General features: G+C 70.6%; 19 protein-coding genes. 4 read left to right on the forward strand and 15 right to left on the reverse strand.

What is annotated here, in order from left to right:
• Positions 1-20 precede the first annotated feature (20 nt).
• On the reverse strand, positions 21-2,390 hold the full coding sequence (locus ACG00Y_RS12475; RefSeq protein WP_394479220.1) for a TonB-dependent receptor domain-containing protein: 2,370 nt from the start codon (positions 2,388-2,390) through the stop codon (positions 21-23).
• Positions 2,391-2,589: 199 nt separating this feature from the next.
• On the opposite strand from ACG00Y_RS12475, the gene ACG00Y_RS12480 reads away from it, so the two are divergent.
• Together ACG00Y_RS12480 and ACG00Y_RS12485 are read left to right on the forward strand one after the other, a co-directional pair.
• Positions 2,590-3,171: an RNA polymerase sigma factor gene (locus ACG00Y_RS12480; RefSeq protein ID WP_394479222.1), complete on the forward strand. Its 582-nt coding sequence runs from the start codon at positions 2,590-2,592 to the stop codon at positions 3,169-3,171.
• Entirely contained in the window at positions 3,164-4,129 is a 966-nt protein-coding gene (locus tag ACG00Y_RS12485) for a FecR family protein (RefSeq protein ID WP_394479224.1), read from the forward strand. The genes ACG00Y_RS12480 and ACG00Y_RS12485 overlap by 8 nt, the downstream gene beginning before the upstream one ends.
• A 79-nt stretch (positions 4,130-4,208) precedes the next feature.
• On the opposite strand, the gene ACG00Y_RS12490 is transcribed toward ACG00Y_RS12485, so the two are convergent.
• The 8 genes from ACG00Y_RS12490 to ACG00Y_RS12525 all read right to left on the reverse strand — a co-directional run bounded on the left by ACG00Y_RS12490 (position 4,209) and on the right by ACG00Y_RS12525 (position 12,330).
• Positions 4,209-4,598, reverse strand: coding sequence for a hypothetical protein (locus ACG00Y_RS12490; protein ID WP_394479226.1), 390 nt, complete (start codon positions 4,596-4,598; stop codon positions 4,209-4,211).
• Between the two features lie 137 nt (positions 4,599-4,735).
• Positions 4,736-5,977, reverse strand: a complete 1,242-nt coding sequence (glcF, locus tag ACG00Y_RS12495; protein ID WP_394479228.1) for a glycolate oxidase subunit GlcF — start codon at positions 5,975-5,977, stop codon at positions 4,736-4,738.
• Positions 5,977-7,626: a phosphoglucomutase (alpha-D-glucose-1,6-bisphosphate-dependent) gene (gene pgm / locus ACG00Y_RS12500; protein WP_394479230.1), complete on the reverse strand. Its 1,650-nt coding sequence runs from the start codon at positions 7,624-7,626 to the stop codon at positions 5,977-5,979. Before pgm ends, glcF begins: the two co-directional genes overlap by 1 nt.
• Before the next feature lie 14 nt (positions 7,627-7,640).
• On the reverse strand, positions 7,641-8,711 hold the full coding sequence (gene glcE / locus ACG00Y_RS12505) for a glycolate oxidase subunit GlcE (RefSeq protein WP_394479232.1): 1,071 nt from the start codon (positions 8,709-8,711) through the stop codon (positions 7,641-7,643).
• Complete coding sequence (locus tag ACG00Y_RS12510; RefSeq protein ID WP_394479234.1) at positions 8,708-10,186, reverse strand: FAD-linked oxidase C-terminal domain-containing protein; 1,479 nt, start codon at positions 10,184-10,186, stop codon at positions 8,708-8,710. Before ACG00Y_RS12510 ends, glcE begins: the two co-directional genes overlap by 4 nt.
• 19 nt (positions 10,187-10,205) lie before the next feature.
• Positions 10,206-10,931: a PhaM family polyhydroxyalkanoate granule multifunctional regulatory protein gene (locus tag ACG00Y_RS12515; RefSeq protein WP_394479236.1), complete on the reverse strand. Its 726-nt coding sequence runs from the start codon at positions 10,929-10,931 to the stop codon at positions 10,206-10,208.
• 41 nt (positions 10,932-10,972) lie between these two features.
• Positions 10,973-11,884: a TraB/GumN family protein gene (locus tag ACG00Y_RS12520; protein ID WP_394479238.1), complete on the reverse strand. Its 912-nt coding sequence runs from the start codon at positions 11,882-11,884 to the stop codon at positions 10,973-10,975.
• Complete coding sequence (locus tag ACG00Y_RS12525; RefSeq protein WP_394479240.1) at positions 11,881-12,330, reverse strand: retropepsin-like aspartic protease family protein; 450 nt, start codon at positions 12,328-12,330, stop codon at positions 11,881-11,883. Before ACG00Y_RS12525 ends, ACG00Y_RS12520 begins: the two co-directional genes overlap by 4 nt.
• A gap of 106 nt (positions 12,331-12,436) precedes the next feature.
• Here ACG00Y_RS12525 and ACG00Y_RS12530 point away from each other — a divergent pair, with 106 nt between their 5' ends.
• Together ACG00Y_RS12530 and ACG00Y_RS12535 are read left to right on the forward strand one after the other, a co-directional pair.
• A complete protein-coding gene (locus tag ACG00Y_RS12530) occupies positions 12,437-12,904 on the forward strand; it encodes a DUF6265 family protein (protein WP_394479242.1) in 468 nt (155 codons plus the stop codon).
• A 49-nt stretch (positions 12,905-12,953) separates the two neighbouring features.
• Positions 12,954-13,769: a DUF6279 family lipoprotein gene (locus tag ACG00Y_RS12535; protein WP_394479244.1), complete on the forward strand. Its 816-nt coding sequence runs from the start codon at positions 12,954-12,956 to the stop codon at positions 13,767-13,769.
• 2 nt (positions 13,770-13,771) lie between these two features.
• Here the strand turns inward: ACG00Y_RS12535 and ACG00Y_RS12540 are convergent, their stop codons facing one another.
• The 6 genes from ACG00Y_RS12540 to ACG00Y_RS12565 all read right to left on the reverse strand — a co-directional run bounded on the left by ACG00Y_RS12540 (position 13,772) and on the right by ACG00Y_RS12565 (position 20,248).
• Positions 13,772-14,635: an alpha/beta hydrolase gene (locus ACG00Y_RS12540; RefSeq protein ID WP_394479245.1), complete on the reverse strand. Its 864-nt coding sequence runs from the start codon at positions 14,633-14,635 to the stop codon at positions 13,772-13,774.
• Between the two features lie 49 nt (positions 14,636-14,684).
• Positions 14,685-15,584: a c-type cytochrome gene (locus ACG00Y_RS12545; RefSeq protein WP_394479247.1), complete on the reverse strand. Its 900-nt coding sequence runs from the start codon at positions 15,582-15,584 to the stop codon at positions 14,685-14,687.
• A 45-nt stretch (positions 15,585-15,629) separates the two neighbouring features.
• Positions 15,630-16,925: an ABC transporter permease gene (locus ACG00Y_RS12550; protein ID WP_394479248.1), complete on the reverse strand. Its 1,296-nt coding sequence runs from the start codon at positions 16,923-16,925 to the stop codon at positions 15,630-15,632.
• Positions 16,926-16,986: 61 nt separating this feature from the next.
• Positions 16,987-18,294 carry an ABC transporter permease gene (locus ACG00Y_RS12555; protein WP_394479250.1) on the reverse strand — a complete coding sequence of 436 codons (1,308 nt, stop codon included), beginning with the start codon at positions 18,292-18,294 and terminating at the stop codon, positions 16,987-16,989.
• Positions 18,294-19,565: a TolC family outer membrane protein gene (locus ACG00Y_RS12560; protein WP_394479251.1), complete on the reverse strand. Its 1,272-nt coding sequence runs from the start codon at positions 19,563-19,565 to the stop codon at positions 18,294-18,296. The genes ACG00Y_RS12555 and ACG00Y_RS12560 overlap by 1 nt, the downstream gene beginning before the upstream one ends.
• A complete protein-coding gene (locus ACG00Y_RS12565; RefSeq protein WP_394479253.1) occupies positions 19,565-20,248 on the reverse strand; it encodes an ABC transporter ATP-binding protein in 684 nt (227 codons plus the stop codon). Before ACG00Y_RS12565 ends, ACG00Y_RS12560 begins: the two co-directional genes overlap by 1 nt.
• Positions 20,249-20,886 lie beyond the last annotated feature (638 nt).

Raw genomic sequence — 20,886 nt, forward strand, 5'->3', positions numbered from 1 at the left:
GAGGTGACGCCGCTTCATCATCAGAACCGCATCGCCGCCGTCAGCCCGACCGTGCGCGGCTCGCCCAGGTATTCGGCCCGCACCACCTGCGTGGAGCGGGTGAGGATGTAGGCGCGGTTGGCCGCGTTCTTCAGCCAGGCCAACACGCGCCAGCGCCCGTCGGCGGACTCCAGCCCCACGTTGGCGTTGACCAGTTCGTAGCCCGGGATCTGCAGGTTGGGGTCGTTGGCCGCGCCGGTGTTGTAGGAGGTCAGGCGGGCGTAGCTGACGGCGCCGATGAAGTGCCCCAGCCCCGCCAGCGGCAGCCGCAGGTCCGCCGCGACGGATGTCTTGTTGCGCGGCGTGGAGGCCAGCGGGTTGCCGGTGTAGTTGATGCTGCCGATGACAAAGCGGTCATAGCGCGCGTCCAGGTGGCCATGGTTCAGCGACAGACCCAGCCAGCTCAGCGGCTTCAGCGCCACCTCGATCTCGCGGCCCTTGATGGTCGCCTCGCTTGCGTTGGTGATGGTCAGGATGCCCGTCACCGTGTTGTTGACGAACTCCTGCTTGTCCCGGTAGCGCATGTCGAACACCGACAGGTTGATGCGCAGCCGGTTGCCGAACCACTGGGACTTCAGGCCCAGCTCCTTGTTGACGACGGTCTCCGGGTTGAACGGCGTCGTCAGCGAGGCCAGCGACGCGGCGTCGGTGTTGAAGCCGCCGGCCGTGAAGCCTTTGGTGACGCTGGCGTACAGCAGCGCCTCGCGTGACGGCTGCCAGTTCAGCGCGACGCGCGGCGTGACCTCGCTCCACGCGGCGCTCAGGCCCTGGGCCGTGAAGCTGCTGGCCGGCCGCAGCGCATCGGTGCGGACAAGGTCGGCCGTCTTGCGGTCATGCGTGTAGCGCACCCCGGCCACCAGGTCCAGGGTGGGCAGCAGATGCCAGCTGCCGTCGGCGAACAGCGAGTAGCTGCGCGTGCGCACGCGCTGGTCGGCCAGCGTGGAGCTGGCCAGCACGCCGGTGCGCGCCGCGAACCCGCGCACGCCCAGCTGGCGGCTGCCGTCCTCGTCGAGCAGGAAGGCGCCCACCTGGAAGTCGCCTGTCTTCCAGCGCGGGCTGGCATAGCGCAGCTCCTGCGACACGGTGCGCACGCGCTCGGCGTCACTCGTGACGCTCTGGCTGCCCGCCGTCAGCAGCGTGTGGGAGGCGCCGACGCCCGAGTAGTCCTCCGCCGAGCGCGAATGCCGCAGCGCCGTGACGGACGTCAGCTCACCCGCCGGCAGCGCCCATTCCAGCTTGGCCGACACGCCCCACAGCGTGCGGCCATAGCCCTGCGGCACGCCCAGTTCGGAGGTGCGTCGGTTGCCGTCGTCGCCCAGCGTCGTCGACGACAGCGTGCGGCCGCCGCTGGCGTCCTCTGCGTAGTCGGCGCTGACGAGGGCTTCCACATCCCGGCTCAGGCCCAGGCGCAGCTGGGCCCGCGCGTTGCGGCTGTCGAGGTCGTCCTGCTCGCGGCCGGTGAGCCGGTCCGAGCCGTAGCCGCCATGGCGCTTCACGGCGGCGGAGATCTTCAGCGCCTGCTCCTCGCCGAGCGGTAGGTTCGTCAGCGCGTTGACCTGCACGCTGTCGAAATTGCCCAGCGAGATCTCAGCGCGGTTGAGGCGCTGGCCATAGGCCGGCTTGGCGGTGTTGATGACGATGGCACCGCCCGTCACGTTGCGGCCGAACAGCGTGCCCTGCGGGCCCTTGAGCACCGTCAGGCTGTCCAGGTCGAACAGCTCGAAGGACGCCGCGCTGTTGCGCGGGATGAAGACATCGTCCACCACCACCGCGACCGGCTTGCTGACGCCCATCTGGTTGAAGGTGTTGTTGGCGCCGCGAATGGCGATGGTGGGGTTGGAGGGACTGAAGGCCGACACCAGCAGGCCCGGCGTCAGGCGCGAGGCGTCCTGCAGGCTGTGGATGCGGTGGGTCTCCAGCGCGGCGGCGTTGAAGGCCGTCAGCGCGATGGGCACGGTCTGCGCGGCCTCGGGGCGGCGCTGGGCGGTGACGGTGACGGTCTCCAGCGCGTTGATCTCCGGCGCCTCTGCGGCAGCTTCCGGCGCAGGCCGGTAGATCACCAGCGCCGTGCCGTCGCGACGGAACTTCAGCGGCGTGCCGGCCAGCAGCAACTCCAGCGCGCGGTCCGGCTCGTGGCTGCCCTTCACGCCCTGGGTGCGCAGGCCTTGCACGTCCTGCAGCCGGTAGATCAACTGGGCACGCGTCTCGCGGGCGAACTGGTCGATGCCTGCGCGCAGGTCGCCGGCGGCGATGTCGAAGGCCTGCATTTGAGCGTGCGCGACCAGCGGCGCCATGGCGCAGATGAGGGCCGCCATGGTGGCGCGGCCGGGGCGTTCGAACGGACTCGTCATGAGGTTTCCTTGGCAGTGTTGTCTGATCAGGAAGACGGGTGCCGCCGAGAAATCCGGTATGCCAGTTGCTTCTCTGTCCGCGATGTGCCCGGGCCCGATGGCGAAGCCGGATTCATGAAGACGTCACCGCGATACCGGATTTGTCGCGCTCGTCCGTCTACAGCAGCAAGGGGTGGGCCAACCGCCTGCGGGAGTCGTGGTGAACGATGAAGAAGTGAGCCGCTGGTTCTGCGCCGAAGTGCTGCCGCTGGAGGCCAACCTGGTGCGCTTCCTGCGCAAGCATTGGTGGGAGGCGGGCGACATCGACGACCTGCGCCAGGAGGTCTTCACGCGCATGTTCGAGCAGGGCCGCCGCCAGCCGCCGCCGGAGTCCGCGCTGGCCTTCATGCTGACCGTGGCCAGGAACCTGCTCGTGGACACCGCCCGGCGCAAGCAGGTCGTGTCCATCGAGGCCTATGCCGACGTGGACGCGCTGGCCATCGGCGTGGAGGAGCTGACGCCCGAGCGCCACCACGCCGGCCGCAGCGAACTGCGGCGGCTGCAGGCAGCGCTGGACCGGCTGCCGGCGCGCTGCCGCGAGGTGGTGCAGCTGCGCAAGGTGGACGGCCTGTCGCAACGCGAGGTGGCGGCCCGCATGGGCATTGCCGAGGACACGGTGGAGCGGCAGGTGTCCAAGGGCATCCGCGCACTGGCCGCCGCGCTGGCCGACGAAGACCCGCCGCAGCAGGCGGGCAGCTGGGCCGCAAAGCTGAGATTGAACGTGAGGAAGACAAATGGATAAAGCGCACGACCTGGACGAACAGGCGGCGGACTGGGTGGCGGCCCGGGATGGAGACCACTGGAGCCCCGCCCGCGAGCAGGAGCTGGCCGCCTGGCAGGCGCGGTCGACGGCGCACCGCGTGGCCTTCCTGCGCGCGCAACACACCTGGCAGCGGGCGGACCGGCTGCAGGTGCTGCGCGCCGGCACCGCCGAGCGGCAGACCTGGCGCGCCCGCGCCGGCCGGTGGCTGCGCGGCGGCGGCCATGCCGGCTGGGTGGGTGCGGGCGCGCTGGCCAGCGTGGCCATCGTCGGCCTGGCGGCGCTGCTGTTCAGACCTGACCCCGGCACGCAGCAGCTGGCCACCGGCATCGGCGAGAAGGCGGTGCTGGCGCTGAACGACGGCTCGCGCCTGACGCTGAACACGGCCACCCGCATCCGCACCGAGATGCAGCCCGCGCAGCGCAAGGTCTGGCTGGACGACGGCGAGGCCTACTTCGAGGTCGCGCCCGACGCCAAGCGGCCCTTTGTCGTGCAGGCGGGGCAGAGCCGCATCACCGTGCTGGGCACCAAGTTCTCGGTCTACCGCAACGGCAACGACGTGCGCGTGGCCGTCATCGAGGGGCGCGTGGCGCTCGCTGCGGGCGGCGCCGCGCCGCAGATGCTGGCGCGGGCAGACACGGCCGCCGTGTCGCCGGGCGTCATCCGTGTGCGCCAGGCCACGGCGGCGGAGTTGACCGCCGGCATGGGCTGGCTGACCGGGCAGCTGCGCTTCGACGGCGTCACGCTGGCCGCCGCCGCCGAGCAGTTCAACCGCTACAACCGCCGCAAGTTGCTCATCGACGACCCCGCAGCGGCGGCCATCCTCATCGGCGGCAGCTTCGAGGCGGGCAACGTCGAGCAGTTCGCGCGGCTGCTGGCCTCTGGCTTCGGGTTGGTGGTGCGGTTGGAGGCGGACGCCATCCACGTGGCCTCGCGCTGAGTGGCGGACTGAGCGGCGGCTTCAAGCCACGCCGCGCTGCGCGTCGCAAGCCTCCGGGAAGTGGCGGTTGAACGAGGTGCTAGGCCTCACTCAGCAGCCTGGAGGCAAACGCTGCCTTGAGCGCCATGAGGGCGAGTGCCATACCGGACCCAATGACCAAGACTGTGCACATGGGTGGACCGGTTGCCGAGTTGAGGACGGCAGTACCTACGGCCGACAGGCCCGACGCTACGGCATAGACCGTGCCGACGGCAAAGAGCTTCCAGCCACGTGAGAAAGCCTTGTCATTCTTCAGTGCCACCTGAAAGGCAAGTACCAGGAAGAGCGCGATGGCTGAGCCAATGAAGAGGAAAGGCAAAGTCATCCATTCAATCGGTGGCACCGACGCCGCGCCAGCCTTGAGTGCGGATGGCCCGCTCGCCAAGCCGGCGATGCATGCGATTGACAGGATGATGGTTCGCGTGTTCATTGGCTCAGGGGCGGGCTGTGGTTCTCGAGCAGCGGCGCTCTTCGGACTTGGCTGACTGGACGAGCGGCGGAAGGCATCGGACTCACACTCGCGGCAAAAAGTCTGCTCATTCGAAACACGACAAGAGCACCCACGCCTCACACCCCTCGCAGCGCGTCGTCCAGCACCTCCACCCAATGCCGCACCGGCTGCGTCGTGCCGCTCTGCAGATGCTGGATGCAGCCGACATTGGCCGACACGATCTGCTCGGCCTGCAGCGGCGCTAACGCCGCCAGCTTGCGGTCCCGCAATTGCTTGGACAGCACTGGTTGCAGCACCGAGTACGTACCGGCCGAGCCGCAGCACAGGTGGCTGTCGCTGGGCGCGCAGGCGATGCGGAATCCGAGTTCGCGCATCGACACCTCGACGCCGCCCCTTAGCTGCTGCCCATGCTGCAGCGTGCAGGGCGGGTGATAGGCCAGCGAGCCGCCCTTGGCCTTGAGACGGGGCTTGAGCACCGGCACGAGGTCGGGCAGCAGCTCGCTCAAGTCCTTGGTGACTTCGCTGATGCGCCGCGCCTTGTCGGCGTAGGCCGGGTCGTGCGCCAACGCATGGGCGTAGTCCTTGACCGTCACGCCGCAGCCCGACGCGTTCATGACCAGCGCCTCGACGCGCTCGCCCGGGCCGGCCACCAGCGGCCACCAGGCGTCGATGTTGCGGCGCATGTCGGCCAGCGCGCCGTCGTGGTCGCCCAGGTGCTCGCGGATGGCGCCGCAGCAGCCGGCGCCATCGGCCACGACGGTCTGGATGCCCGCCGCGTCCAGCACCCGTGCCGTGGCCGAGTTGATGTTGGGCGCCATCGCCGGCTGCACGCAGCCCAGCAACAGGGCCACCTTGCGGTTGAGCTGACGCGTCGGCCAGTCGTGCGCCGTGGCCGGCGGCTTGGCCGGAACCTTGTCCTTCAGCGCCGCCGGCACCAGCGGCCGGAGCGCCTGGCCCAGCTTCATCGCCGGCTTGAAAAGGGGCGAGGTCAGCCCCTCCTTCAGCAGCCAGCGCACGCGCCGCTCGCTGGCCGGGCGCTCGACCTTGGCATCGACGACGCGCCGGCCGATGTCGACAAGATGGCCGTATTCCACACCCGACGGGCAGGTGGTCTCGCAGTTGCGGCAGGTCAGGCAGCGGTCCAGGTGCAGCTGCGTCTCGCGCGTGGGCTCGGCGCCTTCCAGCACCTGCTTGATCAGGTAGATGCGCCCCCGCGGCCCGTCCAGCTCGTCGCCCAGCAACTGGTAGGTAGGGCAGGTGGCGGTACAGAAGCCGCAGTGCACGCAGCGGCGCAGGATGGCCTCGGCCTCGACACCGTCGGGCGTGCCGGCGAACTCGGGGGCGAGGGTGGTTTGCATCAGCTGGCGAGGGACTTGTTGACGATCTCCTGCGCCTCCTGCAGCAGGACCTGCAGGTGCGCCTCGTCGCGGAAGCTTTCGGCGTAGACCTTGTAGATGTCCTCCGTGCCCGACGGCCGTGCGGCGAACCAGCCGTTGGCGGTGGACACCTTGATGCCGCCAATGGCCGCGCCGTTGGCGGGCGCCGTGCTGATGACCGCCTTGACCGCCTCGCCGGCCAGCGACGTGGCCTGCACGTCCGCAGCCGTCAGCTTGGACAGCCGCGCCTTCTGCTCGCGCGTCGCCGCGCCGTCCACGCGGTCGGCATACGGCCGGCCGTAGGTGGTGGCCAGCGACTCGAAATACTGGCTGGGGTCCTGGCCCGTGCGCGCGGTGATCTCGGCGGACAGCAGCGCGGCGGCAATGCCGTCCTTGTCGGTCGTCCACACGCGGCCGTCGCGCCGCAGGAAGGACGCGCCCGCGCTCTCCTCGCAGCCCAGGCCCAGGCTACCTTCAGCCAGGCCGGGCGAGAACCACTTGAAGCCCACCGGCGCATCGAACAGCGGCGCACCCAGACCACGGGCGATGCGCTCGATCATCGCGGTCGTCACCACCGTCTTGCCGACGCCCACGCCCGCGCCCCAGCCCGGCCGGTTGCGGAACAGGTAGTCCACCGCGACGCTGAGGTAGTTGTTGGGCTGCATCAGCCCGCCGCTGGGCGTGACGATGCCGTGGCGGTCATGGTCGGTGTCGCAGGCGAAGGCGATGTCGAACTTGTCACGCAGCTGCGTCAGGCGCTGCATCGCGTAGGGCGAGGACGGGTCCATGCGGATCTTGCCGTCCCAGTCCAGTGACATGAAGGGGAAGCGCCCGTCCACCACGTCGCTGACCACCGTCAGTGGCAGCTGATAGCGCTCGGCGATGGCCGGCCAGTAGGCCACGCCCGCGCCGCCCAGCGGGTCCACGCCCAGGCGGATGCCGGAGGCGCGAATGACGTCGAAGTCGATGACCTTGCCGAGCAGCTCGACGTACTGGGCCAGGTAGTCGTGCTCGTGCGTGGTGTTGGCCGCCAGCGCGCTGTCGGCGTCCAGGCGATGCACGCCTTGCAGCAGCTGCTGCAGGTAGGCATTGGCGTCCTTCTGGATGCCGGACGTGATGTCGCTGTCCGCCGGGCCGCCGTGTGGCGGGTTGTACTTGAAGCCGCCATCGCGCGGCGGGTTGTGCGAGGGCGTGACGACGATGCCGTCGGCCCGCGCGCTGCCGGTCCTACCCTGGTTGTATTCCAGGATGGCCAGCGACACCGCCGGCGTCGGCGTGTACTGCCCGGCCGGCGCCAGCATCACGTCGACGCCGTTGGCGGCCAGCACCTCCAGCGCGCTGGTCACGGCCGGGGCGGACAGCGCATGCGTGTCCGCGCCGAGGAACAGCGGGCCGGCGATGCCCTGCTGCTTGCGGTGGTCGACGATGGCCTGCGTGATGGCCAGCACATGCCATTCATTGAACGAGCCATCCAGCGCCGAGCCGCGATGGCCGGAGGTGCCGAAGGACACCTGCTGCTCCGGGCTGCTCGGGTCGGGCTGGCGGGAGTAGTAGGCCTCGTTCAGCGCGTCCAGGTCGATGAGCGAGTCCGGCGGCGCCGGCTGGCCGGCGAGGGGGTGCAGTCGAGACATGGTGAAGTCCAGGTTCAGAGATTCGGGTAAAGGCGGCCAGGGTTGAAGACGCCGTGCGGATCAAACGACGCCTTCAGCCGCTTGTGGATGGTCGCCAGCGGCGCGGACAAGGGCGTGAAAACGCCGCAGATCTTGTCCAGCGCACGGAAGCATGTGGCGTGCCCGCCCACTGCGGCGACCGCCTCGCGCACGCCGGCCGGCGGCAGCGGCGTGACGACCCAGCGCTGGGCGCCGCCCCATTCGACAAGCTGCTCGCCGGGCAGCTTCAGCTCCGGCGCGGTGCTGGGCAGGCTCAGCCGCCACAGCCGCGCGCCGCCGGCTACCGCACGCTCGGCGCCGATGAAGAACTCGTCGGCCTGGTCGCGCAGGCCGGTCCAGAACGGTGTGACCAGCTCGGCCGGAATGAGGTCGCCACCCAGCTTGCGCATGGCGGCTTCAACGGCAGCATGCGCACCGGCCAGGCGCAGCAGCAGCGCACCATCCCACCAGGCGCTGGCCTCGATGGGCAGCGGCTCGCCACCCCAGCGGTTCAGCGCCATCAGCGCGGCGCTCTGCTCGAACTCGAAGCGCAGCGTGGCCGTGGCGGCCGGCAGCGGCAGCACCTTCAGCGTGACCTCGGTGATCAGCCCCAACTGGCCCATGGAGCCTGCCAACACGCGGCTGACATCGAAGCCGGCGACGTTCTTCATGACGGTGCCGCCAAAGCTCAGCAGCTCGCCCTTGCCATTGATGAGGACGGCGCCGAGCAGGTGGTCGCGCACGGAGCCCAGCGCGGCGCGCGTCGGGCCCGACAGGCCGGCCGCCACCATGCCGCCCACCGTGCCCCGGCCACAGAAGCGCGGCGGCTCGAAGGCCAGGCGCTGGCGGTTGGCGGTCAGCGCAGTCTCGACGTCAGCCAGCGGCGTGCCGGCCAGCGCGCTGATGAACAACTCGCTGGGTTCGTAGGCCGTGATGCCGTTCAGCGCCAGCGTCGACAGCGGCTCGCCTTGCGGCACCTCGCCATAAAAGTCCTTGCTGCCATGGCCGGTGATGCGCAGAGGCGCGCGCGCATCGCGGATTCGCGCCTGCAGTTCAGCGAAGCTCAAAACCGCTCCAGTTCAGGGAAGGCCAGCACCCCCCGCTTCACATGCATGCGCCCGTACTCGGCGCAGCGGCTCAAGCTCGGGATCTGCTTGCCCGGGTTCAGCGTGCCGGCCGGGTCGAACGCGGCCTTCAGCTTCAGCATCTGCTCAAGCTCCTCGGTACTGAACTGCACGCACATGGAGTTGAGCTTCTCGACGCCCACGCCATGCTCGCCCGTCACCGTGCCGCCCAAAGCCACGCTGCGCTCCAGGATCTCGGCGCCGAACTGCTCGCAGCGGTGCAGCTGGTCGGGGTCGTTGGCGTCGAACAGGATCAGCGGGTGCAGGTTGCCGTCGCCGGCGTGGAAGACGTTGGCGCAGCGCAGGCCGTACTTCTTCTCCATCTGCTGGATGTCGAGCAGGATGGTGGCCAAGTGCTTGCGCGGGATAGTCGAGTCCATGCACATGTAGTCGGGGCTGATGCGGCCGCTTGCCGGGAAGGCGTTCTTGCGGCCGCTCCAGAACTTCAGGCGCTGGGCCTCGTCGGCGCTGACCTGCACATCCGTCGCGCCGCTGCCGCGCAGCACCGCCTCCATGCGGCCGATCTCCTCGGCCACCTCCTCGGGCGTGCCGTCGCTCTCGCACAGCAGGATGGCCTCGGCCGTCAGGTCGTAGCCGGCGTGCACGAAGTCCTCGACGGCGGCCGTCATCGGCTTGTCCATCATCTCCAGCCCCGCCGGGATGATGCCGGCCGCGATGATGGCCGCGACCGCGTCGCCGGCCTTGCGCACGTCATCAAAACTGGCCATCAGGCAGCGCGCCAGGCGCGGCTTGGGCACGAGCTTCACGGTCACTTCGGTGACGACGGCCAGCATGCCCTCGCTGCCGATGACCAGCGCCAGCAGGTCCAGGCCCGGCGCGTCCAGCGCCTCGCTGCCGAACTCGACGGCCTCACCCTCGGCCGTGAAGCCGCGCACGCGCAGCACGTTGTGCAGCGTCAGGCCGTACTTCAGGCAGTGCACGCCGCCCGAGTTCTCGGCGACATTGCCGCCGATGGTGCAGGCGATCTGGCTGCTGGGGTCGGGGGCGTAGTACAGGCCGTGCACTGCGGCGGCCTCGCTGATGGCCAGGTTGCGCACGCCGCATTGCACGCGCGCCGTGCGGGCCAGCGGGTCGATCTTCACGATCTGGTTGAACTTGGCCAGCGCCAGCGTAACGCCCAGTTCATGCGGCATCGCGCCGCCCGACAGACCAGTGCCGGCACCGCGTGCGACGACCGGCACGCCCAGCGCGTGGCAGGCCTTCAGCACGGCCGCGACCTGGGCTTCTGACTCAGGCAGCGCCACGGCCAGCGGACGCTGGCGGTAGGCGGTCAGGCCGTCGCATTCGTACGGCGTCGTCTGCTCAGTCTGGTACAGCAGCGCGTGCGCGGGCAGCAGCGGGGCCAGCGCCGCGATGACGGCGGCGCGGCGGGTGGCGAGGTCGGCGGGTGCGTTCAACCTGGGGCCCGGATCAGGGTCAGGCCTTGCGCGGCGCGCGAGTCCGCGTAGTCTTGGCCGCTGTCCTGAGCGCCGGCTTGGTGGCCGCACCACTCGCCAGGCCCTTGGCCACGCCGCCCACCACCGCACCCGGCACGCTGGCGGCGCGCTTGAGCGTGTCGCTGGCAGCGTCGAAGCTCTGCTTGACGAGGGTGCCGGCGAGGTTCTTGGCCGCGTCGGTGGCGGTGTCCTTCATGGCCGATGTGGCCAGCTGCGTGAACTGCTGGCTCAGCGCCGTCCACCACTGCGTGGGGTCGACGACACCGGCCGGGCTGGCGGCATCCGCAGCGACCTTGGCTGTCTTGGTGGCGGCCTTGGCCGCCGTCTCCACCGTCTTCTTGGCGGCCGCCTGCGCGACGGGCGCGGCGGCGGCCAGGATCTCGGGTGGGATGCCGGGCCAGGCCGGTGTCTCCGGCAGCTTCAGGCTGTCGCGCAGCTGCGCCAGCGGCACGTTCATCGTCTGCAGCGTAGACAGTGTCATGCGCTGCACTTCCAGCGCCTGGATGGTGGCGCCCAGCATGCGGGCGTTCTGCTCCAGCCAGAACTGCACGGTGCGCAGCTCCTCGATGCGCTTGGCCAGCTCCTCGGGGTTGAGCGTGGGCGCGACCCACTGGCCGATGCCGGGAAGCGCCGAACCCGCGCCTTTCACCAGGCCTTGCAGGAAGTCGAATCCGGGCACGAACTTGGTGAAGCTGTTGTCGCTCATGGTTGTCTCCTGGTGGCCTGAGGCCTGTTGGCCTCGCGATGCTACTTGGCGGGGTGCACCGCCTCGACGGTAAAACCCTGTTGCGTCAGCAAGCGGGGCAAGGCCTGCGGCCCGCTCATGTGCAGCGCGCCCACGGCCACCAGCAGGCGCTGGCCGGCGCCATGCAGCGCGGCGATGCGGGCGGCCAGATGCACGTTGCGGTCGTCGTTGACGCGCCTCAACCAGGCGCGCTCCGCCGCCGTGCTGACGCAGCCGCACCAGCGCTCATAGTCGCCCAGCGTCTTCATGTCGCCACGCGCCCAGACATCAGCCAGCTTGCGCAGCGGCGCCCTCACCTCGCCGCGCTGCAACTGATTGAGCGCGCTGTCGACCACCTCGGGCAGCTCGGCCGCCGTGGGCTCCAGCGCCGCGAGCTGCTCGGCCACGCTCTCCAGCGACTGCACCGGCCGGCCCTCGGCCCTGGCCATGGTCACCAGCATCATGTCCTGGCCAAAGCCCGCATCGAAGCCGTCACGGCGCGCCTCCATCAGCATCAGCGTGCTGATCTGCAACATGGCGGGGAAGGCCGCCAGCAGGCCGGGCGGCAGGCAGGCGGCAGCGGCCTGCGCCTCCACACGCAACGCCAGCGCCGGCGGCAGCGGCTGGGCCGGCGGCAGCGTGGCCAGCGCGGGGCCGATGTCGGCCGGGTCCAGCTCCACGGCCAGCACCTCGGTCTCCTTCCATGCCTGCTGCAACGCCGGGCCGGGGTAGGCCCAGTCCGGCTTGCCGATGTGCAGGCTGCCGAACAGAAAACTGCTGTGGCCGTCCCGGCTGATACGCCACAGCGGGCCGCGGTTGGGCGCCTTGGCGGCCCAGGTGGCGGCTTGGTCTGCGCTGGGTTGGGCGGGCATGGGCGGGCAGGCGGCATGGGCGCTGCCGGCAAAGAGCGCGAGCAGAAGGAACTTCCGGATCATTCTTTGGCCTCGATCCGGAGTTCACCGGGTTTCTGTGAGAAATGCAGCCGCCCCAGCACATCCATGCCCAGCAGCGGCGCACCCAGGTTGGGCAGCACGGCCACCATCAGCCGGTCGGCGCGCACGCCGCCGTCCAGCGTGATGTCGGCGCGCGCCGCGAAGCCGTTGGCCGTGCCGCCGGCCGTCTGCGTGCGCACGGTGCCCAGCGGCGTCAGGCCGGCGCGCTCGGCCAGCGCCTGCGGCAGCGCGGTGGACGTGGCACCGGTGTCGACGAGAAAGTCCACCTCGATGTCGCCCACCCGGCCCGGCCAGTGGAAGTGGCCGTCGGCGCCGCGCGTCAGCACGATGGTCTGGCCAGCCAACTGAAAGCGGCTGGCCTCGCGCTCGCGCTCCCAGGCCTTGAAGCCCAAAAAGATGACGAGGCCGACGAGCAGCCAGACGGTCATGAGTTTGAAGGTGTGCGGCAGATCCTGGCGGGACACGGTGGGGCGCGCGGTGGGGCTACGGGTTTGCTGGGGCGCCAACGATAACCGCGCCGCTCAGAATGGCCGCATGAACAAGCTCTTGCCCCTGTTGCTGGTCGCCTGCGCGCCGCTGGCCACGGCGCAGCCCGACCCCTTCGCGCCCATCGCCTGGCTGGCCGGCTGCTGGGCGCCGCAAGGGCGGGAGGCAGGCTCGGCCGAGCAATGGATGGCGCCGGCCGGCGGCCTGATGCTGGGCATGGCGCGCACGCTGAAGAACGGCCGCGTCGTCGAGTTCGAATTCATGCAGATCCGCGCCGGCACCGACGGCCGCTTGAGCTTCATCGCCCAGCCCCAGGGCCGGCCGCCCACCGAGTTCGCGCTGCTGCGCCAGGGCGAGGCGGAAGCGGTGTTCGAGAACCCGGCGCATGACTTCCCGCAGCGCGTCATCTACCGCCTCGCCGCGCCCGACCGGCTGGTGGCGCGCATCGAGGGCGTCGCCAACGGCAAGGCGCGCGGCATCGACTTCCCGATGCAGCGCAGCGCCTGTGGCGGCTAGCCAGGCACGCTGCTTGCCTGTGGACTCACCCACTGCTGTCGCCTGCGCCATGCCCTTGTTGAAACGCATCGCCTCCCTGCTGTTGCTGGCCGTAGCCGTCGGTCTGGCCGGCTGCTCCAGCCTGACGCTGGCCTACCAGCAACTGCCGCTGCTGGCCGGGCTGTGGGCCGACGGCTATCTGGACCTGGACGGCCCCCAGCGCGACCGGCTGAAGGAGCAGCTGCAGGCCTGGCAAGCCTGGCACCGGCGCGAGGAACTGCCGCAGCTGCAGGCGCTGCTGCGCCAGGCCCACGCGGCGCTGGACGATGGCGTCACGCGGGACGAACTGCTGGCGCTGGAGCGCGGCGCCCGCGCCAGCGCCGAGCGCAGCCTGCAGCAGGCCGCGCCGCTGGCCGGGCCGCTGCTGGCCACGCTCAAGCCCGAGCAGTGGCAACACCTGCAGAAAGAGCTGGACGAGAAGACGGCCGACTGGCGCGAGAAGCAGGGCGGCAGCGGCGGGCCGGACGAGCGCGCCAAGCGCTACCTCACCAGCCTGGAACGCTGGCTGGGCGACCTGGACCGCAACACGCTCAGGCAGGCGCGCGCCGACGCCGAGGGCTGGCCCTTCGACCTGCCCGCCCTGGCGCAGGGCCGCGCCACGCGGCAGGCGCGCACCGTGGAGGGCCTGCGTGCCTGGTCACGCCAGGAGCAGGCCGCCGGCACCGCACTGATGATGCAGAACCTGCTGCCGCTGCCGGCCGAGCAGCCCTTGCGCGAGCAGATCATCGCCAGCGTGCTGAAGCTGCTGAACGGGCTCAGCGCCGAGCAGCGCGAGGAAGTCCGCAAGCACTGGGCCGACCTGGCCGCACAGCTGCGCGCGATGTAGTGCTAGACCCCGAGCCCGAACAGTTCGGCCAGCGCCCGGCGGTATTGCGCCTGGCCGACCGCATTCGTGTTGTGGTGCGAGCCGCCCTCCACCAGCACGAAGCGCTTGGGTGCGCGGGCGCGGTCGTACAAGCCCTGGCCCAGGCGGTGGGGGATGAGGCTGTCCTTGCTGCCATGCACCACCAGCAGCGGCGAGCCGACCTCGGCGACCCGCGAGGCGGCGTCGAAGCGCTGCGTGATCAGCGGCGACACCGGCAGCCAGCCCCAGCGGAAGCTGCTGACGACATCGGGGATGGATGTGAAGCTGCCCTCGACGATGAGGCCCGCCTCGTCGCGCACCTCGCTGGCCAGTTGCACGGCGATGGCGCCGCCCAGCGAGTGGCCGAAGATGAAGCGACGCCGGTCGGGGTATTGCCGCGCCAGCCAGTCCCAGGCGGCCTGGGCGTCCTCGGCGGCCATGGCCTCGGAGGGCAGGCCCGCAGAGCTGCGGCCGAAGCCGCGGTAGTCCACGCCCAGCACGGCGAAGCCCAGCTCGTGCATGCGGCGCATGCGCGGGGCGCTGCCGCGCACGTCGTAGCGCGCGCCGTGCAGGTAGAGCAGCACGGGCGCCTTGGGATCGGCCTGCGGCAGCCACAGGCCGTGCAGCCGCACCGCCGCGCCGCGCGATTCGTCGATGCGGCTGTCGAACGCGATCCACACGTCGTCCATGCCCTGTGCGGCCGCTAGGCCCCCCGACCAGGTGCGGTCGCTCGGCTGGAAGATCCAGCCGCGCTGGCGCTCGTCCAGCGTGGCGCAGCCCACTTGCAGGGCCAGGGCGGCAAGCAGGGCGATGCCGGCAAGGCGGCGCCAGGAGCGAAGAAACATCATGCGCACATGCTGCCAGCTTGCCAAAAACCTGGCGCAGGCTGGGCCTTGCTCAGCGGTCGCCCAGCTCGCGCGCAGGCAGCGTCTGCAGGAAGGCGTGCAGGCCGCGCAGGTCCACGTCGTTCATCTGCGACAGCGAGCCGAAGGGCATCACCGCAATGGCCGCGCCGTCCGGACGCTTGCCGCTCTTCATCATCGCGATGAAGGCGTCGACGCTGGCATAGCGCGGCATCGCGCTGCCACGGCCCGGCGTGAGGTTGGCGGCGGCCGGCCAGTCCGGCGGGCCGCCAGGGACCTTGCCGCCGGCATAGGTCGCGCCGTGGCAGCCCACGCACATCTGCGCCACGTAGCGGCCGTGCTCGACGGTGGCCGCCTCGGGTACCGGCGTGGCCGGGGCCAGCGTGTGGTCGATCTTGGCGGCGGCATCCTGGATCAGGCCAAGACCGTAGAGCACGCGCACCGGCGGCGGCAGCTGGATCACGGCGGCCTCACCGTCGAGCGCCGGCAGCTGCTTCAGGTAGGCCACCAGGGCGCCGGTGTCGGCGTCCGTCAGGCGGGCATAGTCCTCGCTCGGCATGATGAGCAGTGGCCGTCCGCCGGGGGCCACGCCGTGGCGCAGCGCCCGCACCCAGTCTTCCACACGGTACGCCGCCGTCGCGCTCTGCGCCGAGGGCGTGATATTGGGCGCGATGACGAGCATGCCGCCACCCTCGATGACCTTGCGGCCGGCGCCGCCCGCGCCGTGGCAGTCGGCGCAGCCACGCGAGTTGAAGAGGTAGCGGCCGCGCTCGATGGCGGCGGCCTCGGTCGGCAGCGTCAGCGCCACGACCTGCACGTCGACCTGGCGCGTCATCTTGCGACCCGCCTGCCACCAGCCCGTGGCTGCCACGGCGGCCGCCCCCAGCAGCAGCACGGCCAGCGCCAGGAGCGCGCGCTTCAGTATCTTGTTCATGCCCTCTCCTCGTGATGCCGTCCACAGGCGGCGCGAAACATGCCGTCAACTACGCAACGCCGCCACAGGCGCCAGCCGCGCCGCGCGCCGCGCCGGCACCCACACAGCCACCTGGCCCAGCAGCCACAGCGACACCGCACCGGCGGGCAGGTAGGCCCAGGGCAGGCGGGGCACCTCGTAGCTCTGCATCAAGACCTGGCCCAGGGCCACGGCGCCGGCCATGCCGATGACGATGCCGGTGGTCGTCAGCAGCAGGTTCTCGACCTGGAAGTAGCGGCGGATCTGGCCCTCGGTGGCGCCCAAAGCGCGGCGCGTGCCGATCATGCGCGTGCGCTGCTGCACCCAGAAGCTGGCCAGGCCGACGATGCCCATGGCCGTGACCAGCAGCAGCGCCAGGCAGACGCCGCCCATCAGCCAGGCCATGGCGCGATCCTGGGCGTAGAACTGCGCGCGCATCTCGGTCAGCGGCCGGGCTTGGGTGACGACGCGGCTGGTATCTGCCGACTCCAGCGCCGCGGTGACGGCCTTGATCTGCGCGTCCAGCTGGCCCGCCTCGGCGCGGATGACGTAGGAGCCACCGCCGCGCAGCGGCAGGATCATCGCGGCGCCGCCGCCGTCGCCGCGCGCGCGGTGCAGTTGCGTAGGCGTCAGCGTGTCGACGACGCCGATGATGGTGGACGGCGACCTGCCGAAGATGTAGACCGTCTTGCCCACCGCGGACTGGCCCGGGAACAGGCGCTCGGCCATGAGCTTGTTGATGATGACCTGGCCGATCTTCGGCTCGGGCGTGCTGAACGCCTTGAAGCTGTCCAGCACCTCCTCGGCCGTGAAGTTGCGCCCCTCCAGCAGCCGCAGCCCGAACGTGGCTAGCATGTGCTCGTCGGACGCGTACTGCGACGCGGACACGCGCTGGCCCTTGCTGTCCGGCTCCAGCGTCACGCCGCTGTTGTTGCTGTTGTTGCCATAGGCGATCTGGTTGGCCACGGTCACCGACTTCAGGCCGGGCAGCGCGCGCAGCCGCGCCAGGTTCTCGCCGACGACCGCTGCGACACGTTCCGGCGGCTGCGGCCTGCTGTCGCGCAGCTGCAGCACGGCGATCTCCGCCTCGGCCAGGCCGCTGTCGGTCTGCAGCGCGTCGACACGCGTCTGGATCAGGTGCAGCGCGTTGGTGACGATGGCGCAGGTCAACGCCACCTCCAGCACGATGAGGCCGGCGGCGATCTTGTGGCGGCGCAGCGTCGACAGGATGGGCCGCAGGTCCAGCAGCAGTGCATGCAGCGCGGCCGCGAAGGCGCTGCGCTGCGGCGGGACGGAGGGCACGAGCGTCAAGGAAGAAGACATCAGATTCCTAATCAGTTGGTGCCAGAGCTACTCGCTTCGCTCGGGCGGTCTGGCACACAAGTCAAGAAACTTTCAATTGAACAGCGGGGGTAACGAGCGCGGCGCGCCACGCCGGCAGCAGGCCGGCGCACAGGCTGGCGACCAACGCCAGGCCCAGCGTCAGCGCCAGCATGGACGCGTCCAGCTCGGCCAGGCGGGCGTAGTCGTTGGGGCTCTGGCGCACCAGCCACAGGCCGGCATTGGCGAACAGCAGGCCCAGCACGGCGCCCACCAGGCCCAGCAGCCCGGCCTCGACGACGAACTGCGCAAAGATGTCGCCGCGCGTGGCGCCCAGGGCGCGGCGCACGCCGATCTCGCCGGCCCGCCTCAGCGTCTTGGCCAGCAGCAGGCCCACCATGTTGACGATGCAGACGAGCAGGAAGCCGAAGGCCAGCCAGGTCTGCAGCCGCACGTCGGCGGGCAGCACCTTCTGCGCGCCCAGCCACTCCATGACGTTGCGCAGCCGCACATTGGTCGGGCGCTCGAAGCGCCCGGCCGCGCGCTGCGCCTCGGAGTAGGCGACGAGGTAGTCGCGGTAGGCGCCGGCATCCTCCGGCTTCTCGAACTCGACCCAGTACTGCACCCAGGCGCAGGCCGAGTTGAGGTCCAGCGGGCTGCCGCCGCCGGCGCCGCGCCCCCAGCAGTCCATGTTGCCCCAGTGGCCCATCTTCAAGGCCATCGCGGTCGAGAACGGCAGAAAGAAGTCCTCGGTGTCGGTGTAGCTTCCCAGCGTCAGGTCCCAGTAGTGGGGCTTCACGTTCCAGGGCTTGAGCACGCCGATGACGCGCAGCGGCTGGCCGCGCACGACGACCTCGCGGCCGACGCTGTTGGCACCGCCGAACAGCTTCTCGTTGAGGCTGGCCGAGATGACGGCCACGCGCGCCTCGCTGACGTCGTCGGCGGCGTTCCAGCTGCCGCCGAACTGCCAGGGCGCGTCGAACATCGCGAAGAAGTCGGCCGACGTGTAGCGCACGCTGGTGAAGATGGGCTTGACCTGCGCGTCGGGCAGCGACACCGCCGTGTTGAAGCCGCTCGACATGGACTGGCGCAGCGCCTTGCGATCGCGCAGCAGCGCCGTCGCGTCGAAGCGGGTCAGGTCGAAGGTGGGTTCGTCGCCCGCCTTCCAGCCGACCATGTCGGACGCATCCAGCTGCACGTTGAACAGCCGCGCACTCTTGGCGGGAATGGGGTCGCCGGACAGCACGTGATAGACGGTCAGCGTCGTCATGCAGGCACCGATGCCGAGAGCAAGTGCCAGCACCATCAGCGCGCTCAGGCCCTTGGAGGCGCGGGCGCTGCGGGCGGCGAGTTCGAGGTAGTGAAGAAACATCAGCGTGTCTCCAAGAGAGCGTTGACAGCAGCGAGTTCGGCGTCGCCGAGCGAACCGGCGGCGCGGTGCAGGGCCAGCAGCGCCAGCACATGGCGGTGGCGGGCCTGGGTCTGGGCGTTCTGCGCGCCGGCCAGCGTCTGGATGGCGAGCAGCAGGTCGGTGGTGCTGCGCGTGCCGAGCGACTGGCCGGTGCGGGTGGACTCCAGCGCGCGCTCGGCGGCCGTGACGGCGGCCTGCGTGGCCTGCAGCTGCACCGCGCCCTGCCCCACGGCCAGGTGTTCGGCGCGCACCTCGCGCATCACGGCACGGCGGCCGGCTTCCAGCTGCTCGCGCGCGGCGTCGCGCTGGAAGCCGGCGCGGTCGGTGGCCGCTGCGGTGGCGCCGCCGGCGAACAGCGGCACGGTCAGCCGCAGCGCGACCTGCGTGGGCGTGCGGCCGGCGTCCAGCGGCGGCACGCCGTCACCGCGCAGGCGTTGCGTGTCCACGCCGAGGCTGAGCGTCGGCAGATGGCCGGCGCGGGCGGACGAGATGCGCTGCTCGCTTGCCTGTACGTCGAGCTGCAGCGCGCGCAGCGCGGGGTTGGCGGTCTCGGCGCGGCGCGTCCAGGCTTCGGCGTCGTCGGGCAGGGGCTGGGCGGCGAGTGCCTGGCGCAGCGGCTGCAGCGTGGCCGGTGCGCTGCCGGTCAGCTCGGCCAGCGCCTCGCGGGCATCGGCCACGGCGGCTTCAGCGGCGAGCGTGCCGGTGCGGGCCAGCTCGCGGTAGGCGCGCGATTGGTCGGCCTCGACCTGGGCCGAGAGGCCGGCCTTGAAGCGGGTGTCGGCCTCGCTGACCTGGCGGGCGAAGGCGTCCTCGTTGGCGCGCGCGGTGGCGAGCTGGGCCTGGGCCGACAGCAGGCCGAAGTAGGCCTCGGCCACGCGTTGGCGTGCGGCCTGCTCGGCGGCGGCCAGGCGCGCCGCCTGGGCCGAGGCCTGGCTGCGGCTGGCGTCCCATTCGCGCAGCGCGGCCAGGTCGACGAGGGTCTGGCTGAGGCTGCTGGTGGTGGTGTTCCAGCGGTTGCCGCCAGTCTGGCGCTGCTCGCTGCGTTGCAGCTGCCACTGCGGCAGCAGCGCCGCGCGGGCCTCGCGGGCGGAGGCCTCCTGAGCGCCGGACAGCGCGGCGGCCTGGCGCAGCAGCGGGTCGGCCGCGCGGGCCTGGGCCCAGACCTGCAACAGGTCGTCGGCGCGGGCGGCTGTCGCCGCGGACAGCACCAGAGCGAGGAACAGAGGACGCATCACGCAGCCAGTTCTGCCGTCAGGTCCACGACCTGGCCGTCGATGACATGCACATTGCGCTGCGCGCGCGCGGCGAGCTGCGGGTCGTGCGTGACCATGACGATGGTGGCGCCGTCGCGGTGCAGCTCTTCCAGCAGCTCCATGACGCTGCGCGCCATCGCGCTGTCGAGGTTGCCGGTGGGCTCGTCGGCCAGCAGCAGGCGCGGCTCGCCGGCCAGCGCGCGGGCAATCGCCACACGCTGCTGCTGGCCGCCGGACAGTTCCGCCGGGTAGTGTTTGCCACGCGCCGACAGGCCCACGCGGGCCAGCGAATCGGCAGCGCGCTTGCGGCGCTCGGCGGCGCCGAAGCCGCGGTAGCGCAGCGGCACCTCGATGTTGTCGAGGACGTTGAGGTCCGGGATCAGGTTGAAGGCCTGGAAGATGAAGCCGATCTTCTGGTTACGGATGCGCGAGCGCTCGCCGTCGCCCATGCGGGAGACGTCGATGCCGTCCAGCTTGTAGCTACCGCCGCTGAAGGCTTCGAGCAGGCCGGCGATGGTCAGGAAGGTGGTCTTGCCGGAGCCGGACGGGCCGGTGACGGCGACGAACTCGCCTTCGTTGACGGTCAGGTTGAAGTCGCGCAGCGCGTAGGTCTCGACCATTTCGGTGCGGTAGACCTTCTGCAGTTTTTCCATCTGGAGCATGGGGGTGTCCTGTTCACTCGAAAGTTGAGTTAGCTCGTTCGGTTTTGCCGACAGCTTGGTTGTCTGAGTTGCCCTTGCCTGGCGGCGAGTACCGTGCCGGGAGTCCCGCCCGGCGGCGGGGTAACTTTCTTCTGCGGGGCCAGAAGAAAGTCACCAAAGAAGCGGCCCTGAACCGCACACGACCGCGACGCCGCGATGAGCGGCGCGCGAAAACATCCACTGGCGTTTCGGGCAGACGCGACCCGCTTCGCTCTCGCTGCTGTCCCTGTGAAGAGCACCATCCATCGCCCCCTCACGCCCGTTAACGCCGGCTGCACGCCGGGCTCACCAGGGAATGCCAATGCAGCGTCGCTGGGGCGACGCGTAGGTTGGGGTGCTAACCCCAACGCTGGTCGGTTCGGGAAGTGTTGGGGTTCGCTGTGCTCACCCCAACCTACGAGGAGCACAGAACCGCCGCGGCGCCCGAGCGCCGCTGTCTTCGGTACTTCTCGTGAGCACGGCGTGCAGCCGCGCGTTAAGCGGGCTGAAGGTGCGATGAGTGATGCGGGTGACAAGGACAGCAGCGAGAGCGAAGCGGGTCGCGTCTGCCCACACGACGATTGGTTGTTGCCATGAGCGGTGCGGGCCTGTGGTGCAGG

Origin of the sequence: Pelomonas parva (assembly GCF_043555835.1) — a bacterium.
Classification (GTDB): domain Bacteria; phylum Pseudomonadota; class Gammaproteobacteria; order Burkholderiales; family Burkholderiaceae_C; genus Pelomonas; species Pelomonas parva.

Coding starts and splice junctions, on each gene's coding strand:
- ACG00Y_RS12545 (WP_394479247.1), bottom strand. CDS start 15,584: ATGAACAAGATACTGAAGCGCGCGCTCCTGGCGCTGGCCGTGCTGCTG.
- glcF (WP_394479228.1), bottom strand. CDS start 5,977: ATGCAAACCACCCTCGCCCCCGAGTTCGCCGGCACGCCCGACGGTGTC.
- ACG00Y_RS12535 (WP_394479244.1), top strand. CDS start 12,954: ATGCCCTTGTTGAAACGCATCGCCTCCCTGCTGTTGCTGGCCGTAGCC.
- ACG00Y_RS12525 (WP_394479240.1), bottom strand. CDS start 12,330: ATGACCGTCTGGCTGCTCGTCGGCCTCGTCATCTTTTTGGGCTTCAAG.
- ACG00Y_RS12475 (WP_394479220.1), bottom strand. CDS start 2,390: ATGACGAGTCCGTTCGAACGCCCCGGCCGCGCCACCATGGCGGCCCTC.
- ACG00Y_RS12550 (WP_394479248.1), bottom strand. CDS start 16,925: ATGTCTTCTTCCTTGACGCTCGTGCCCTCCGTCCCGCCGCAGCGCAGC.
- ACG00Y_RS12485 (WP_394479224.1), top strand. CDS start 3,164: ATGGATAAAGCGCACGACCTGGACGAACAGGCGGCGGACTGGGTGGCG.
- ACG00Y_RS12515 (WP_394479236.1), bottom strand. CDS start 10,931: ATGAGCGACAACAGCTTCACCAAGTTCGTGCCCGGATTCGACTTCCTG.
- ACG00Y_RS12540 (WP_394479245.1), bottom strand. CDS start 14,635: ATGATGTTTCTTCGCTCCTGGCGCCGCCTTGCCGGCATCGCCCTGCTT.
- ACG00Y_RS12555 (WP_394479250.1), bottom strand. CDS start 18,294: ATGTTTCTTCACTACCTCGAACTCGCCGCCCGCAGCGCCCGCGCCTCC.
- ACG00Y_RS12565 (WP_394479253.1), bottom strand. CDS start 20,248: ATGCTCCAGATGGAAAAACTGCAGAAGGTCTACCGCACCGAAATGGTC.
- pgm (WP_394479230.1), bottom strand. CDS start 7,626: ATGTCTCGACTGCACCCCCTCGCCGGCCAGCCGGCGCCGCCGGACTCG.
- ACG00Y_RS12560 (WP_394479251.1), bottom strand. CDS start 19,565: ATGCGTCCTCTGTTCCTCGCTCTGGTGCTGTCCGCGGCGACAGCCGCC.
- ACG00Y_RS12530 (WP_394479242.1), top strand. CDS start 12,437: ATGAACAAGCTCTTGCCCCTGTTGCTGGTCGCCTGCGCGCCGCTGGCC.
- ACG00Y_RS12490 (WP_394479226.1), bottom strand. CDS start 4,598: ATGAACACGCGAACCATCATCCTGTCAATCGCATGCATCGCCGGCTTG.
- ACG00Y_RS12520 (WP_394479238.1), bottom strand. CDS start 11,884: ATGATCCGGAAGTTCCTTCTGCTCGCGCTCTTTGCCGGCAGCGCCCAT.